The organism is Nonomuraea sp. SYSU D8015 (assembly GCF_008065375.1).
Classification (GTDB): domain Bacteria; phylum Actinomycetota; class Actinomycetes; order Streptosporangiales; family Streptosporangiaceae; genus Nonomuraea.
Genome location: NZ_VJYI01000001.1, coordinates 738,719 through 753,160 on the forward strand (window position 1 = coordinate 738,719; position 14,442 = coordinate 753,160).

Sequence of the window (14,442 nt, forward strand, 5' to 3'; positions counted from 1 at the left end):
AGTTTCATTTGTTAATAGAAGGGGTTGTTCGCCACTTCCATCACGGGCATCTGCGTCTCCTGCGTCAAAACACAGGCGAGCGCCAAACTATCGGCGTAGTCGTCGAAAGCGCCAGTTTCATTCGGAGCTTCCGCCATCATGTTCGGACCCTTGAATTCGACCTGGAGATCCTCCATCTGCTGCACGAAGCGCCGGTAAGTCCGCAGCCGCCGAGTCTTCGCATGCGCAGGCCAGCCGATCATCCGGCGTTCAAGGAGCTGGTTGAGATGCTTCCACCGCTTGCTCTGGTCACCGGCCATGGACCCCAGCTCCACGATATTCGCGCGAGGCATCAGGACCTTCAGGCGCGAGGCCACCGCGTCACCTACGCCGCCGACGTCGATGCCGATGGCGAAGATGTTGTAGTTCGAGAGAAATTCGGTGATGCGGTAGTACTGGCTCTCCCAGTCCATGCCTTCCAGATCGAGCCAGTTCAAGATCCGATGCTCATACATCCCGAATTCGTCGGGGCGATCCCAGTCCACCCAGACCACCGTCACAATGGTCGAGTCCTGCTTTCTGGCGGGGTCGATTCCGACGACCACGGGCGTCTGATGCCAGTACTTGACGGCCTCCATGCTCTTGTCGCCCAGAGAGTCCAGGACTTCGCGGGTCGTGAACATTCCCTTTTCGAGAAGCCACATCAGCCTGAAGGACAGCTTGAACTCGTCGGAGTCCTCGCCGACCCGCAAGATCTCCTTCTTGACGTATTTCCCGTAGCGAGGGTTCGCCTTCGCCGCCGCTTTCCAGTCGGCCTCGAAGTGATTGCACCTTGCGCCTCGACGGCTAGCCAGTCTCTTGTTGAGCTGGATCGCCTTGTAGAACACGCCCTTCTCATAGCTCGGAGTGCCGGTGAAGACCATGGTCGCGTTGGTGCTCGCGCCCATGGGGGCGATTGACTTGTTGACCATCCGGTCATCCGCGCCTTGGCACTCGTCAATCAGGATCAGGTGGTAAGTCCGGCCTTCAATGATGGCTCGCGGGTGACAGGTCTGCCGACGCACCAGGGAACCCGAGCGAAGCGTTACTGTCCGGCCCTTTCCCTTGAGCGCGTCATTGATTTCGGGCTCGGCCATGATTTCCACCGCGCGCTCGCTTGTGAGACGACTCACAATACGCGAGAAAAGGGTGTCCGCCTGGTCATCGACCGGCGCGAAAGCACCCACCCAGAGCCCCTCCTTGAAGTGCCCGAGAAGATCTGGGTAGATGCGCGCGAGGACCGGCAGCATAATCATCAGAGCGGCGACAACATTGGCGACAGTTTCAGATTTTCCGGACTGCCTGGAAAATAGGGCAGTGATCGTCGCGCCATCCCCGATAATCACAGACTCGATCAGCCGCCGAGCGAAGGGACGCTGATAGTGATACAGCGGATGGCCACTCAGAGTATCGACCACGACCATCAGCTTGTCCACGAGCATGGCCACAAACTCGGCCGTCAGCTCGTCCAGCTCGACTTCCGTATCAAGACGAGCCTGCCGCTCGGTCTCGGTCTCGTCCGTCAGCTCTTCATCAAGATATTCGTCGTCTACCAGTTCCACTATTCATACCCTCGAAACCCCCTTTTCGAGCGTACAAATAGAAAAAGCCCGGATATGAATCCGGGCTTCTTATGAGCCGTACGGTATCTGGCCCGGTGGTCGTCTCGGGATCCCAAGCTGGCGCAGCACGCGGGTCACCTCCGAGCGCTCCATGCCGAACATCTCCCCGAGCTTCGTTGTGGGGAGCTGGCGCACGTCATACAGATAACCAATGATCCGATTGCGCGCCTCCTGGCGGCTGATCGTGCCGCGCAGGTACTTGCAGGCCGCGCTACAGGAGACCGCCACTCGCTTGTCGGCGTAGGCGACGAAGGAGCCGCAGCCCTTGCAGTACAGGATCTCGCTCACCGCAGATGGCGCTTCTTGATGAGCTGGAGGGCGGTGATCACGTCGTCGATCGCTTCCAGGGGGACGATCGCGCCCGCGCCGTAGGGCTCGCGGCCGGGAGCCGGGTTGGTGACGTAGTCGATGATCTCAGCCACACGCTCGCCGGTCGCAAGGATCTGGGTGTCGCAGACGTGGATGGCCCGTGAGCCGAAGGAGATCTGCGCTATGACTGAGCGCTCCACAACCGGCTCGTCCGACACCGCTCCTCCAATGTGTGTGTAACTGGCCCAACGCTACAACAATCGAAATCTGTCGGAGCGCTGCGGTACCGTCGTCCTAGGTCGCTTGAGGGCGGCCTGTGGCAGCCTCCGGGCTGAGCATTGAAACGCACTGACGCCGCACGCCCTGCGCTGCGTGTGGCGCTTCCTGTCATGCCGACGAAGGAGAGGTGCGATGCCCGAGACCATGCCCGCCGCCGAAATTTGGGGCCGGATGGCGGCGCTGCTGGCCAGGAACCTGCCGACAGGCTTCAACGCGGACAAGATGCTGGACCGATGGCTCCCCAATCCCGCAGCCCAGTTCGCCTACCTCAACAGGTACGTCAAGTGGGCCAGAGGTAGGAAGCGCGTCACACGGCAAGCCATAGGCAAGGACAACAGGACCGACCTCATCTGGTCGCTTCACGCGGGGTCGCCCACGACGGCCGACGAGAAGACTTACCTAGAGCTGGCCGAGCTGCTCGACAAGGACAAAGATGCCCCGCCAGCTCGTCCGATGACGATGCTCGAAGAGGAGCAGTTCTGGCGCGGCGTCTACGCGGTCAAGTTCGAGGAGGCGGAGGGCTCTTAGCCCCAACCCGATCTTTACAAACAAAACCGCCATTCCACCTAATCTGGGAAAGAGTTCCCTGTACCGGAATGGCGGTTTTTGTGTTCATCGCAGCTCTCGCGGTCCTCGCAGCGGAAGACCCAGGTCTCTCGCTCGCGAATCCCATTGTGCTCGGCCCTATCGCCGGGTTCATCTTCGCCGTTTTCGTGTACGAGGTCATCGTGCCGGGCAAGACCTTCCGGCGCGAGCAGGAGGAAAACGCCCGGCTCCGCGAGCTGGTCGAGACCGTCATTCCCCTCACGGCGAAACTGGTAGAGGTATGCGAACAGAACACCGAACTGATCACGCGGAATACCGAAGCGTTTCACGAGGTGACGGCGCTCCTGCGGACCAGGGACCAGTAACGGACGTCGATATCATCGAGACCCACAAGCGCACTATGCAAGCGCACCTGGCGACCCTCGATGAGATTCTCGGCAACAATGCGCGGCTGCTGAGGGCTTGGAAGTTCTGATGTATCGAGAGATGTGCGTCATCAAGGACGGGTACCACTACGGCCCCGAAAACTGCTACCACACGCAGGAGCGGGACGAATTCGGCGAGATCAAGCCGTGGGGCTGGACCGTACAACAAGAAATCGCGCCGGAAACGCCATAATGGGACAGGTACGTACCTTCCCTTTGAAAGGCGAATAAGTGGCTAAGACCATTGACGGCGACGAAGCTTCGATCGGCTGGACCGTCCAGTCCCCTTTCCCGAAGCCCGATGACGTGGATCACCGCGTCGGCAACACCTTCACCGCCGACCAGCTCCCCGACCCCGAGGCCCAGCGCGCCGCCGGTATCGACCCCGACCAGTGGAAGCGCGGCATCGTCTTCGAGGCCGTGGAGCCCGCTGAGGCGGCCGACGAGGCTGGCGAGTAGCCAGACACCCCACACGCCCCCAGGCGCGCTCCTGGGGGCTATGGAGCACCGAGAGGAGTACCCGTGGCCGAAGAGCGCCGAGAGCCCATCCCTTCGTGGGACGACCTAGCGCGCTACGCGAAAAGCAAGGCCGACGAGTGGTCAAGGGAATTCCTCTCCCCGCCGCCCCGCGACGAGGACGGCAACGAGCTTCCCCGCATCGACCCCAGGGTTCGGACCCGATTCGGCCAGGACCAATGGGACCACATTGAATGGGCCGAAGACCAGGATGAAGACGACCTCCTGCCGTACCGGCCCACCCCCAGCTCCTTCCCGCCGCGCCCGAGAACCCAGGCGGCCGGATACAGCCGCAGGCGGAAAGAGCTGCGCGTCCAGTTCCGCGACGGCTCGCGCTACGTCTACTACCAAGTTCCTCCGAACGTGTGGAAGAACTTCAAGCGCGTCAAGTCGCCCGGCAGATTCATCAACCGCGTGCTGAACCATTACAGCTACGAGCGGGAAACCGAGCCGCTGATCGATGACCGCATCTACGATCGGTTCCGCACGAAGGGGTATCGCACGGCCAACCCCAGCACCTATCGCAGGCGCACGCGTTAACAAATCGGGCAGCAGTCTCAATAGGCTTCCGACATGCCCCAGACCTTCGACTTCGGCCCGAAACAGGAATCTGAGTTCGGCATGCAATACCGCAAGTACTTCGCCCATTGGATCCGGCTGAACCGGCTCGGTCCCGTCTTCGAGCGGCGCACCACCCTTACCCAGGAGCCGCCCTACCTCGTCGGCCGCAGCGCCATCCTCCATCTGTGGGGCACGAAAATCGGGCTGGTCGTCGGCAAGTGGACCGGAGAACGCCTAGACGAGGATAACGCCCTCCTCGCGGCGCTCAACTGCATCGACAAGGAAGAACTCCCGAAACTCGGCGAGAACGACACCGACTGGGAAGACGATGAGCCAGCCGGAGCATGAGCCGTACTTGCGCATCATCGAAGACACGATGCGCACACTCCTCGCCGAATTCGCCGACGGCGACCCCGACATTGAGTGGCACCTGCTGAATGAGATGGAACTGACATGAGCCTCTTCAAGCGCAAGCCCAAGACGCCGACACCCGAGCACCGCGACGAGATCCGGGAGAAGGCCGCCCAGCGCATGGCCCAGCTCACCCCAGCCGAGATCACGCACTACGCGGAGGAGTACCTGGGACTGACCTGGAAGTGCCTCGATGCCTACAAGCGCGAGGCTGACACCGCGTACCTGGTGGAGTTCCTGACGAACCTCTCCACGCTCGACGGCATCGCCGACGCCCTCGCCGTCCACCACGTGTGACCTACGCCACAAGTCAACCAGTTACTGGGTTAGAAGAGGCCAAGAGCCACCAACGGCCACGATTAACCCATGGCGACACGCAAGACCACCACCAAGACACCGAGAGACGTCATGTGGGACGTCCCCACCATCGCGGCCTTCATCGGCAAGGGCGAGCAGTGGGTCTACCGCAGCGCCCGCGCCCACGGCCTGAACCTCTTCGACATCGGCGGCAACAACCTCCGCGCCCTACGCAGCGACGTCCTCCAGTGGGCCTTCCGCAACGCCGACGACCCAGACAAGTGCATCCAAGCCGTCCTCCAAGAGGCAGCCTGAGACCAGGCACCACGAAGGCCCCAGCCCATCACGGACTGGGGCCTTCAGGCATCTCCTACGCAGCCACAGGCCGCCCGGCCTCCAACGCCGACCCGATGAGTACGCCACCCTTCCGCTTCTGATCCGCGATCAGGTGGTAGTAGCGCTTGAAGGTCGTGTTGATGTCGTCATGCCCCATGAAGATCGCCACAGCGGCGATGTCCTGGAGTTGGATCGTCATGTGCGTCCCGAACCAGTGCCGTAGCCCGTGCGGGATCAGCTTCTCATTCCCCACCCGGATCGAGGCCATCTGGAAGGCGTCCTGGAAGCTCGAACGACCCACGGGAAGTCCCGGCCTGCGAGGCGATGGGAAGAACGGGCCTTTGAGGATCCCGAAGGTCTCACAGTGCCGCTCGATCTCCTCTCTCAGGGTGTCGCAGATCGGAATCTCCCGGAACTCGCCTTCCCGCTTGCCCTTCGGCGGCGCGTACTTGGAAGCGGTAGTCCACTGCCTGGAGACCCGGAAGACGCCTTCCCTCCGCACGCACTCAGTTCCCGCCGCGCAGATCTCCCCGGCGCGAAGTCCCGCCAGACTTCCCAGGAACACCGCCAGCCGGTACTTCTCAATGATCTTGTCGGCCAGCTCCCAGACTTCCAACGTCTCAGGAAGATAGGCCACGGCATCGGGAACCGGCTCCAGCTCGACTTCCCGCGCCGGGTTGTCGAACCGGAAGTCCTCCTTGATCGCCGCGTCTAAGATCCCGCCCAGAATCGCGGACACGATCATGTCCACGTTCCCCTTGTTCACATCCTCGGCGTAGAGCCGGGTAGCGAGCTTCTCTACATCCGCCTTGTTGATCTTCCCGACCGGCTTCTTCTGGAACTCGGGGATGAGCTGGTTGGCGATCTTCGACCGGTAGGTGACCTTCGACCCCTCAGCGAGATCCCTACGGTTCTCCAGCCACTCCCAGGCGAACTCGTCGAAGGGCGGGCTCTCGCCCTTGAGATAGCCAGGGATCCGGCCCTGTGACTTCTTCAGGTCATTGATCTTGGTCCGCATGTCCGACGCCTCTTTGTACGTCTTGTACCGGCGCTCGAACTGGTTCCCGTTCTCATCCTGGATCTGGAGGCGGTAGACGCAGTTGCATCGTGACTTACCATGGGGGCAGTCGGTAACCCCGCGCTTGGGCAGGATCTTCCGAATCGTTCCTTCGCCCCAATTTACGCGGGCCATCATGGACCCACCCTCTCCACAAGCCGCTCCTCTCATGGACCCGTCATTGGCCGACCTTGAGGAGAGGGTACACGAGACCCCGGATTTACTCTGCCCGCCGGAATTGGGCGATGGATACGGAGAGTAGTATCAGGCCGAGCGCGCCGACGATGCCGACCTCCAGAAGCACCGGCACCTGCCAGCCGAACCAGGTCACTCCGGGGTTAAGCATGGCGCTGACCTGCGGTGGTGTCTCGATGTGAGCGAAGATGGCTTGCCGCATCGGATCCACAGCGTAGGTCATGGGGTTGACTACGGTGAGTGTGTGCAGCCAGCCCGGAAGGTTCGCTAGCGGGAACATTGCGCCGCTCAAAAAGATCATGGGCATCACTGCCATTTGAACGAGTCCGAAGAACGTCTGCATGTTCTTCATCCGCGCGGCCAGCATCACCCCGAAGGCGGTGATCGTGAAGGCGGCCAGGAACATCTCCGCCAGCAGCGTGATCATCAGCCCGGGCGAGTAGGGGACTCCCACCAGCCCCGCCATGGCGAGGATGATAACGCCCTGCGCGGTGGCCACGAGGGCGCCGCCCAGGCACTTGCCGACCACGATCGCCCCGCGTGAGACGGGCGCGACCAGCATCTCCCGCAGGAAGCCGAACTCGCGGTCCCACACGATGGACCCGGCCGAGAACATGCCCGTCATGATCACCGTCATGGAGATCATGCCGGGGTACATGAACGTGCGGAAGTCGATCCCCGGGATCGAGCCCTGCACCAGCGACCCCAGCCCGGTGCCCATGACGAAGAGCCACAGCACGGGCTGCACCAGCATGGACAGCATCCGGGTGCGGTCGTTGACGAAGCGCAGGATCTCCCGATGGAGCACGATCTTGATCGCCCGCAGGTCGTGCCCGGCGCCACGCGCGGGCACCCGGACGCTGATCGCGGCAGAGTCGGCGGCCATCGCTCATCGCCTCGCCATCGCTCGCATGAACGCCATGTTGCCGTTCTCGGCCTCGGCGTCGCGGATCGTGGAGCCGGTGTACGACATGAAGACGTCGTCCAGGGACGGCCGCGACACGCTCACCGACTTGATCGGCATGCCAAGGCCGGCGAACAGCTTGGGCACGAACTCCTCGCCGGAGGCCACCGCGAACGTCACCGCCCCCTCGCGCACGGCCGCCTCCAGCCCGAACCGCTCCCGCAACGCCTCGATCGCCTTGGCGTCGTCGTCGGTGTGGATCTGCACGCGGTCCTTGCCGACGCTGGCCTTCAGCGCCTCGGGGGAGTCGATGACCACGACCTCCCCGTGGTCGATGATCGCGATCCGGTCGCAGTACTCGGCCTCGTCCATGTAGTGCGTGGTCATGAAGATGGTGATGTCCTCCATGAGCCGCAGCTGGTTGATGTAGCCCCAGATGGCCGCCCGGGTCTGCGGGTCGAGCCCGACCGTCGGCTCGTCGAGGAACAGCACGCGCGGCGAGTGCAGCAGGCCGCGGGCGATCTCCAGCCGCCGCTTCATGCCGCCGGAGAACGTCATGACCTTGGCGTCCTTGCGGTCCCAGAGCGCGACCATCTCCATCACCTGGCGGATCCGGTCGCCGACCACGCTCTTCGGCACGCCGTACAGCTCGGCGTGGAAACGCAGGTTCTGCTCGGCGCTCAGGTAGCCGTCGAGTGTGGGGTCCTGGAAGACCAGGCCGATGTTCCTGCGGACCTCGTCGCGCTCGCGCACCACGTCGTACCCGGCCACGGTGGCGCTGCCGCCCGTCGGGTTGACCAGGGTGCAGAGCATGCTGATGGTGGTGGTCTTGCCGGCGCCGTTCGGCCCGAGGAAACCGAACACCTCGCCGGGCCGCACCTCGAAGGCGACGCCCTTGACGGCCTCGACCTTGCCGTACGACTTCCGCAGGCCCCGTACGGCGACCGCTGACTCTCCGGCCATTCAGTCCTCCGCCAGGATCTGGAAAACGGACTTACGGGTCTGCCTGATCAGCTTCTTGGCCTCCTCGACCTGCCGGTCGCTGGCCGTGCGCACGAGGTGGGCGAAGGCATCGTTGAGCTGCGCCCACAGCAGGCGCAGCTCGTGGTGGGCGTCCGGCACCGTGCGGGCGACCTCCTCCCACGGCGCCTCGCCGGCGTGCCTGGCGGCCTGCTCACGGCCCTGCTCGGTGAGCTGGTACGTGCGGCTGCCGCCCGACTCGTCGGCCGTCACCAGGCCCTCGTCCTCGAGCTGCTGGAGCGCCGGATAGACCGAGCCGGGGCTGGGCCGCCAGACGCCGCGGCTGCGCTCCTCGATGCCCTGGATCATCTGGTAGCCGTTCTGCGGCCCCTCGTGGAGCAGTGCCAGCAGGGCCGCCCTGACGTCGCCGCGGCGCACGCGCGGCGCGGGCGTATCCCAGTGGACCACCGTGCCGAAGCCCGGCCCCGGCGGAAACGGCGGCGAGCCCGCGAACGGCGGCCCGGCGAACGTGGCGGGCCCGCCCGGCGCACCCGGCGGTCCCGGAGGGAACGGGGGCGGTGGCGGCGGGGGAGTGGCATCCCAGAAGTCCGGGTCCTGCATGACGACCTCCAACTATCGAGATATCTTGACGATATATCTAGATAGTTGGGGCAGCAAGGGCATTTCTGGCATAGAGGCCTTTGTTAGCGAGCGTTAACAGCGGCGTCGATCGCCGCCCTGGCCATCGCGTGCAGCAGCGGCCGCATCTCCTGCCCCGGCAGCTCGCCCGCGCTGTGCGGGGTCGAGTTGAGCAGGCCGAAGACGGCGTGGGTGGCCGCGCGCAGCCGGGCGGCCGGGCACGCCGGATGCAGCTCGGCCAGCACGGTCACCCACTCCTCCACGTAGAGCCGCTGCAGCCGTCTGATCCGCCGCCGTTGCGGCTCGGGCACGTTGCCGAGCTCCCTGTCGTGCACGATGATCAGCGCCGGCTGCTCGGTGGCGAACCTGATCTGCACGTCGAGCAGCGCGTCGAGGGTCTGCCGCGGGTCCGGGGACGAGGTGGCGACCGCGACGGCCGACTCGCGCAGCCGCGAGCTGATGTCCAGCAGCATCTCGGCGAGCAGCGCGTCCTTGCCGCTGAAGTGGCGGTAGAGCGCGGGACCGGAGACGCCGACCGCGCCGCCGATGTCCTCGATCGAGACGCCGTGGAAGCCGCGCGCCGCGAACAGGCGGGCGGCCGCCTCCAGGATTTCCGCGCGCCTGTTGCGCCGATTCCGGGTAGAGGTGGCAGAGGCCGTGGTCACGTCTCACATACTAGACGCTTAGGTTAATGATGACTAACATTCGTGCCATGAGAGGGCACTCATGAGCAGCGACTGGCCGGTGCTGACGTCGGTGGCCGACCGGGGGAGCGCGGCGTACAAACGCAACGCCGAGCTCAACGAGCGGCTCGCCGCTGAGCTGCTCGAACGCCTCGCCGTCGCCGCGCTCGGCGGCCCGGAGCGGTCGCGGCAGCGGCACGTGGAGCGGGGCAAGCTCCTGCCGCGCGACCGGGTCGACGGCCTGCTCGACCCCGGCTCCCGCTTCCTGGAGCTGTCGCCGCTGGCCGCGAACGGCCTCTACGACGACCAGGCGCCGGCCGCGGGGATCATCACCGGGGTCGGCCGGGTCTCGGGCCGCGAGTGCGTGATCGTGGCCAACGACGCGACCGTCAAGGGCGGCACGTACTACCCCATCACCGTCAAGAAGCACCTGCGCGCGCAGGAGGTGGCCCTGCACAACCGGCTGCCCTGCGTCTACCTCGTCGACTCCGGTGGAGCGTTCCTGCCCAAGCAGGACGAGGTGTTCCCCGACCGCGAGCACTTCGGCCGCATCTTCTACAACCAGGCCACGATGTCGGCCCGCGGCATCCCGCAGATCGCCGCCGTGCTCGGCTCCTGCACCGCGGGCGGCGCGTACGTGCCCGCGATGAGCGACGAGGCCGTCATCGTGCGCGGCCAGGGCACGATCTTCCTGGGCGGCCCGCCGCTGGTGAAGGCGGCCACCGGAGAGGAGGTCACGGCCGAGGAGCTCGGCGGCGGCGACCTGCACTCCCGGGTCAGCGGCGTCACCGATCACCTCGCCGAGGACGACGCCCACGCCCTCGCCATCGTCCGCGACATCGTCTCCACGCTCGCGCCGCGCCCGCCGCGTCCCTGGGAGACGATCGACCCGGAGCCGCCCCGGCACGACCCGCGCGACCTGTACGGCATCGTGCCCGGCGACACCCGCCAGCCGTACGACGTGCACGAGGTGATCGCCAGGATCGTGGACGGCTCGCGCTTCCTGGAGTTCAAGGCCGAATACGGCCCGACGCTCGTCACCGGCTTCGCCCACCTGCACGGCCACCCGGTGGGGATCGTGGCCAACAACGGCATCCTGTTCAGCGAGTCGGCGATGAAGGGCGCCCACTTCATCGAGCTGTGCGACCAGCGCCGCATCCCCCTGGTGTTCCTGCAGAACATCAGCGGCTTCATGGTCGGCAAGGCCTACGAGGCGGGCGGCATCGCCAAGCACGGTGCCAAGATGGTCACCGCTGTCTCCTGCGCGCGGGTGCCCAAGTTCACGGTCGTGATCGGTGGCTCGTTCGGGGCGGGGAACTACGCGATGGCCGGGCGGGCGTACTCTCCCAGGTTCCTGTGGATGTGGCCGAACGCCCGCATCTCCGTCATGGGCGGTGAGCAGGCCGCGAACGTGCTCACGACCGTCGGCAACGCCGACGCCGACGCGATCAGGGCGCAGTACGAGCACCAGGGGAACCCGTACTACTCCACGGCCAGGCTCTGGGACGACGGCGTGATCGACCCGCTCGACACCCGCACCGTCCTGGGCCTGGCGCTGTCCGCGGCGGCCAACGCGCCGCTCGAGCCCGCCGGCTACGGCGTCTTCCGGATGTGACGCATGTTGTTCGACCGTGTTCTGATCGCCAACAGAGGCGAGATCGCCGTACGCATCGCCCGCACGCTGCGCGGGCTCGGCATCACGTCGGTGGCCGTGCACACGGCGTCCGACGCGGGCGCCAGGCACGTGATCGAGGCCGACCTCGCCCTTGAGGTGCCGACATATCTGGATATCGAGGCGATCGTGCGGGCGGCCCAGGACTGTGGGGCGCAGGCCGTGCACCCCGGGTACGGCTTCCTGGCCGAGAACGGCGCCTTCGCGCGGCGGTGCGCGGCGGCCGGGCTGGTCTTCGTCGGCCCGCCGGCCGAGGCCATCGAGGCGATGGGCGACAAGATCCGCGCCAAGGCCACCGTGTCGGCCGCCGGGGTGCCGGTGGTGCCCGGCGCGGCCGAGCCGGACGACGCGCTGACGGAGTGGCGCGACTTCCCCGCGCTGATCAAACCGTCCGCCGGCGGCGGGGGCAAGGGCATGGTGCTGGTGCGCTCGGCCGCGGAGCTGCCCGACGCTCTGGAGTCGGCCCGGCGTACGGCGCGGGCGGCGTTCGGCGACGACACCCTGCTCGTCGAGCGCTACGTCGAGCGCCCCCGCCACATCGAGATCCAGGTCCTGGCCGACGCCCACGGCGACGTCGTGCACCTGGGCGAGCGCGAGTGCAGCCTGCAACGCAGGCACCAGAAGATCATCGAGGAGGCGCCCTCGCCGTTCGTGACCCCCGAGACGCGCGCCCGCATGGGGGCGGCGGCGGTGGAGGCCGCCCGCGCGGTCGGGTACGTCGGCGCGGGCACGGTCGAGTTCATCGTGGATGGCTCCACCGGCGCCTACCACTTCATGGAGATGAACACGCGCCTGCAGGTCGAGCACCCCGTCACGGAGCTGGTGACCGGTCTCGACCTGGTGGAGCTGCAGTTGCGGGTGGCGGCGGGCGAGCGGCTGCCGATCGGCCAGGAGGACGTGCGGCTCGACGGGCACGCCGTCGAGGCCCGCGTGTACGCCGAGGACCCGGCCCGCGGCTTCCTCCCGACCGGCGGCCGCGTCCTGCTCCTCCGCGAGCCCGGCACGCCCGGGACCAGGGTGGACTCCGGGCTGGCCGAGGGCGGGATCGTGGGCAGCGAGTACGACCCGATGCTCTCCAAGGTCGTCGCCTGGGCGCCGGGCAGGGAGGCGGCGTACCGCGCGCTGGACCGGGCACTCGCGGGCACGGCCGTGCTGGGCGTGGTCACCAACGTCCCGTTCCTGCGCGCCCTCGCCGCCCACCCGGCCGTCCTGGCGGGCGAGCTGGACACCGGCCTGGTCGAGCGGGTGCTCCCCGACCTGGTCCCCGCCGTGGAGGTGCCCGGCGAGGTGCTCGCGGCCGCGGGGCTGGTCTTCCACGCCATGCCGCAGGGCCGCGACCCGTGGGAGATCACCGACGGCTGGCGGGTCGGCGAGCCCGCGTGGACGACCTGGCGGCTGGAGTCGCGGGACGGCGTGCACGCGATCCAGGTCCGCGGCCTGCCGGAGGAATCGGCCGAAGTGCTGTTGAACGGCGAGAAGGTCCCAGCCCGCATCCGGACGGACGGCGCCGGGCTGGCCGTCACGATCGGCGGGCGCACCGAGCACTATCTCCACGTCCGCGACGCCGACACGCTCTGGCTCGGCAGGGAGGGCAGGGCGTGGGCGTTCACGCGGCACCTGATCGGCGACCCCGGCGACCGCCCGGGCGCGGCGGGAGCCGCGGACGGCGTGGTCAGGAGCCCCATGCCGGGCACCGTCCTCGTCGTCAAGGCGCAGGTCGGCGAGCGGGTGAGCGAGGGGCAGCCGCTGGTCATCGTGGAGGCCATGAAGATGGAGCACACGGTCACCGCCCCGTGCGACGGCGTCGTGACCGAGCTGCCCGCCGAGGCAGGCAGGCCGGTCGACATGGACGCCGTCCTGGCCGTGGTGAGCACCCAGGAGGCGTGATGCCGTACCCGATGGAAGGCCTCCCGAAGCAGGTCACGATCTACGAGGTGGGGCCGCGCGACGGGCTGCAGAACGAGCAGGCGATCGTGCCCGTCGAGGTCAAGGCCGAGTTCATCGACCGGCTCGCGGACGCGGGACACAAGGTGATCGAGGCGACCAGCTTCGTGCACCCGAAGTGGGTGCCGCAGCTGGCCGACGCCGACGACCTGCTGACCAGGCTGCACCGCAGGCCGGGCGTGCGCTACCCGGTGCTGGTGCCCAACGTGCGGGGCTTGGACCGGGCGCTCGCCCTGGGCGTGGACGAGATCGCGATCTTCGCCAGCGCGACCGAGACGTTCGCGGCCAAGAACCTCAACCGGAGCCTGGAGAGCCAGTTCGACATGTTCGAGCCGGTCGTGGCCAGGGCGCTGGACCACGGGATCAGGGCGCGGGCGTACGTGTCGATGTGCTTCGGCGACCCCTGGGAGGGCCCGACGCCGATCCGGCAGGTCGTCACGGTGGGGGAGCGGCTGCTCGGGCTCGGCTGCTACGAGCTGTCGCTCGGCGACACCATCGGCGTGGGCACGCCCGGCCACGTGACCGCCCTGATCGGGGCCTTCCGCACGCCGGACAGGCTCGCCGTGCACTTCCACGACACCTACGGCCAGGCGCTCGGCAACACCCTGGCCGCGCTGAGGGCGGGCGTGACCACCGTGGACGCCTCCACGGGCGGCATCGGCGGCTGCCCGTACGCGGAGTCGGCGACCGGCAACCTCGCCACCGAGGACCTGGTCTGGATGCTGCGCGGGCTCGGCATCGAGACCGGGCTCGACCTGGGCAAGCTCGTGGCCACCAGCACCTGGCTGGCGGAGCTGCTTGGCCGGCCCAGCCCATCCCGCGTCGTACAGGCCCTCTCGAAAGGCTCCTCACCAGACTCGCGATTGGAGATTGAATGACTACTCTTGGTCACACGCCCCGTGCCCAGGCGACGCGGGGCACCCTCCCCCGTCCGACCTCAGGGCGGGGCGGGCAAGCGTCCGGAGGGACACGCACCAACGGGCCGACATCGGTTGCCTTGCGCAGCCCTTCAGCACCAGGGCATGACGGCGATCGGCATGGCCTGGCCGCCGGATCCCTCCCGGCTCA

At 66.8% G+C, this 14,442-nt stretch carries 19 protein-coding genes; 11 read left to right on the plus strand and 8 right to left on the minus strand.

The features are described 5' to 3' along the window. Positions 1-11: 11 nt before the first annotated feature. From ID574_RS05535 to ID574_RS05545, 3 genes are all read right to left on the minus strand, one after another. On the minus strand, positions 12-1,580 hold the full coding sequence (locus ID574_RS05535) for a phage terminase large subunit family protein (protein ID WP_223166380.1): 1,569 nt from the start codon (positions 1,578-1,580) through the stop codon (positions 12-14). Between the two features lie 69 nt (positions 1,581-1,649). Beyond that, positions 1,650-1,928, minus strand: a complete 279-nt coding sequence (locus tag ID574_RS05540) for a hypothetical protein (protein WP_188187634.1) — start codon at positions 1,926-1,928, stop codon at positions 1,650-1,652. Next, positions 1,925-2,149 (minus strand): hypothetical protein, encoded by a 225-nt coding sequence (locus ID574_RS05545; protein ID WP_188187635.1) that lies wholly within the window; start codon positions 2,147-2,149, stop codon positions 1,925-1,927. Before ID574_RS05545 ends, ID574_RS05540 begins: the two co-directional genes overlap by 4 nt. A 211-nt stretch (positions 2,150-2,360) precedes the next feature. On the opposite strand from ID574_RS05545, the gene ID574_RS05550 reads away from it, so the two are divergent. From ID574_RS05550 to ID574_RS05585, 8 genes are all read left to right on the plus strand, one after another. Then, positions 2,361-2,756, plus strand: a complete 396-nt coding sequence (locus tag ID574_RS05550) for a hypothetical protein (protein ID WP_188187636.1) — start codon at positions 2,361-2,363, stop codon at positions 2,754-2,756. Between the two features lie 68 nt (positions 2,757-2,824). Next, positions 2,825-3,139: a hypothetical protein gene (locus ID574_RS05555; RefSeq protein WP_188187637.1), complete on the plus strand. Its 315-nt coding sequence runs from the start codon at positions 2,825-2,827 to the stop codon at positions 3,137-3,139. 109 nt (positions 3,140-3,248) lie between these two features. After that, positions 3,249-3,392, plus strand: a complete 144-nt coding sequence (locus ID574_RS05560; RefSeq protein ID WP_188187638.1) for a hypothetical protein — start codon at positions 3,249-3,251, stop codon at positions 3,390-3,392. A 38-nt stretch (positions 3,393-3,430) separates the two neighbouring features. Next, the gene (locus tag ID574_RS05565) at positions 3,431-3,658 is read left to right on the plus strand and encodes a hypothetical protein (RefSeq protein WP_188187639.1); all 228 of its coding nucleotides are present in this window, start codon (positions 3,431-3,433) and stop codon (positions 3,656-3,658) included. Positions 3,659-3,721: 63 nt separating this feature from the next. Next, on the plus strand, positions 3,722-4,255 hold the full coding sequence (locus ID574_RS05570) for a KTSC domain-containing protein (RefSeq protein ID WP_223166381.1): 534 nt from the start codon (positions 3,722-3,724) through the stop codon (positions 4,253-4,255). 33 nt (positions 4,256-4,288) lie between these two features. Next, positions 4,289-4,624 (plus strand): hypothetical protein, encoded by a 336-nt coding sequence (locus tag ID574_RS05575; RefSeq protein WP_188187640.1) that lies wholly within the window; start codon positions 4,289-4,291, stop codon positions 4,622-4,624. A 105-nt stretch (positions 4,625-4,729) separates the two neighbouring features. Next, positions 4,730-4,984 carry a hypothetical protein gene (locus ID574_RS05580; RefSeq protein ID WP_188187641.1) on the plus strand — a complete coding sequence of 85 codons (255 nt, stop codon included), beginning with the start codon at positions 4,730-4,732 and terminating at the stop codon, positions 4,982-4,984. Positions 4,985-5,053: 69 nt separating this feature from the next. Next, positions 5,054-5,299, plus strand: a complete 246-nt coding sequence (locus ID574_RS05585; RefSeq protein WP_188187642.1) for a hypothetical protein — start codon at positions 5,054-5,056, stop codon at positions 5,297-5,299. A gap of 55 nt (positions 5,300-5,354) precedes the next feature. On the opposite strand, the gene ID574_RS05590 is transcribed toward ID574_RS05585, so the two are convergent. The 5 genes from ID574_RS05590 to ID574_RS05610 all read right to left on the minus strand — a co-directional run bounded on the left by ID574_RS05590 (position 5,355) and on the right by ID574_RS05610 (position 9,740). Continuing rightward, positions 5,355-6,515: a tyrosine-type recombinase/integrase gene (locus tag ID574_RS05590; protein WP_188187643.1), complete on the minus strand. Its 1,161-nt coding sequence runs from the start codon at positions 6,513-6,515 to the stop codon at positions 5,355-5,357. An 82-nt stretch (positions 6,516-6,597) separates the two neighbouring features. Then, positions 6,598-7,458, minus strand: coding sequence for an ABC transporter permease (locus ID574_RS05595; protein WP_188187644.1), 861 nt, complete (start codon positions 7,456-7,458; stop codon positions 6,598-6,600). A gap of 3 nt (positions 7,459-7,461) precedes the next feature. Further along, on the minus strand, positions 7,462-8,439 hold the full coding sequence (locus tag ID574_RS05600) for an ATP-binding cassette domain-containing protein (protein ID WP_188187645.1): 978 nt from the start codon (positions 8,437-8,439) through the stop codon (positions 7,462-7,464). Further along, positions 8,440-9,057, minus strand: a complete 618-nt coding sequence (locus ID574_RS05605; RefSeq protein ID WP_188187646.1) for a PadR family transcriptional regulator — start codon at positions 9,055-9,057, stop codon at positions 8,440-8,442. Positions 9,058-9,140: 83 nt separating this feature from the next. Continuing rightward, positions 9,141-9,740: an SACE_7040 family transcriptional regulator gene (locus ID574_RS05610; RefSeq protein ID WP_188187647.1), complete on the minus strand. Its 600-nt coding sequence runs from the start codon at positions 9,738-9,740 to the stop codon at positions 9,141-9,143. Positions 9,741-9,801: 61 nt separating this feature from the next. Between ID574_RS05610 and ID574_RS05615 the strand changes: the two genes are divergently transcribed. Genes ID574_RS05615 through ID574_RS05625 form a run of 3 tightly spaced genes read left to right on the plus strand, consistent with a single transcriptional unit; the run spans position 9,802 to position 14,252 of the window. Continuing rightward, positions 9,802-11,373 (plus strand): carboxyl transferase domain-containing protein, encoded by a 1,572-nt coding sequence (locus ID574_RS05615; RefSeq protein WP_188187648.1) that lies wholly within the window; start codon positions 9,802-9,804, stop codon positions 11,371-11,373. A gap of 3 nt (positions 11,374-11,376) precedes the next feature. Further along, positions 11,377-13,317, plus strand: coding sequence for an acetyl/propionyl/methylcrotonyl-CoA carboxylase subunit alpha (locus tag ID574_RS05620; protein ID WP_188187649.1), 1,941 nt, complete (start codon positions 11,377-11,379; stop codon positions 13,315-13,317). Then, positions 13,317-14,252 carry a hydroxymethylglutaryl-CoA lyase gene (locus tag ID574_RS05625; protein WP_188187650.1) on the plus strand — a complete coding sequence of 312 codons (936 nt, stop codon included), beginning with the start codon at positions 13,317-13,319 and terminating at the stop codon, positions 14,250-14,252. Before ID574_RS05620 ends, ID574_RS05625 begins: the two co-directional genes overlap by 1 nt. Positions 14,253-14,442: the final 190 nt, after the last annotated feature.

Bases quoted from the DNA above. Each gene is read 5' to 3' on its own strand.
- ID574_RS05555 (WP_188187637.1), top strand. From the start codon at position 2,825: ATGGCGGTTTTTGTGTTCATCGCAGCTCTCGCGGTCCTCGCAGCGGAA.
- ID574_RS05580 (WP_188187641.1), top strand. From the start codon at position 4,730: ATGAGCCTCTTCAAGCGCAAGCCCAAGACGCCGACACCCGAGCACCGC.
- ID574_RS05625 (WP_188187650.1), top strand. From the start codon at position 13,317: ATGCCGTACCCGATGGAAGGCCTCCCGAAGCAGGTCACGATCTACGAG.
- ID574_RS05575 (WP_188187640.1), top strand. From the start codon at position 4,289: ATGCCCCAGACCTTCGACTTCGGCCCGAAACAGGAATCTGAGTTCGGC.
- ID574_RS05605 (WP_188187646.1), bottom strand. From the start codon at position 9,057: ATGCAGGACCCGGACTTCTGGGATGCCACTCCCCCGCCGCCACCGCCC.
- ID574_RS05615 (WP_188187648.1), top strand. From the start codon at position 9,802: ATGAGCAGCGACTGGCCGGTGCTGACGTCGGTGGCCGACCGGGGGAGC.
- ID574_RS05600 (WP_188187645.1), bottom strand. From the start codon at position 8,439: ATGGCCGGAGAGTCAGCGGTCGCCGTACGGGGCCTGCGGAAGTCGTAC.
- ID574_RS05560 (WP_188187638.1), top strand. From the start codon at position 3,249: ATGTATCGAGAGATGTGCGTCATCAAGGACGGGTACCACTACGGCCCC.
- ID574_RS05620 (WP_188187649.1), top strand. From the start codon at position 11,377: ATGTTGTTCGACCGTGTTCTGATCGCCAACAGAGGCGAGATCGCCGTA.
- ID574_RS05550 (WP_188187636.1), top strand. From the start codon at position 2,361: ATGCCCGAGACCATGCCCGCCGCCGAAATTTGGGGCCGGATGGCGGCG.
- ID574_RS05585 (WP_188187642.1), top strand. From the start codon at position 5,054: ATGGCGACACGCAAGACCACCACCAAGACACCGAGAGACGTCATGTGG.
- ID574_RS05590 (WP_188187643.1), bottom strand. From the start codon at position 6,515: ATGATGGCCCGCGTAAATTGGGGCGAAGGAACGATTCGGAAGATCCTG.
- ID574_RS05595 (WP_188187644.1), bottom strand. From the start codon at position 7,458: ATGGCCGCCGACTCTGCCGCGATCAGCGTCCGGGTGCCCGCGCGTGGC.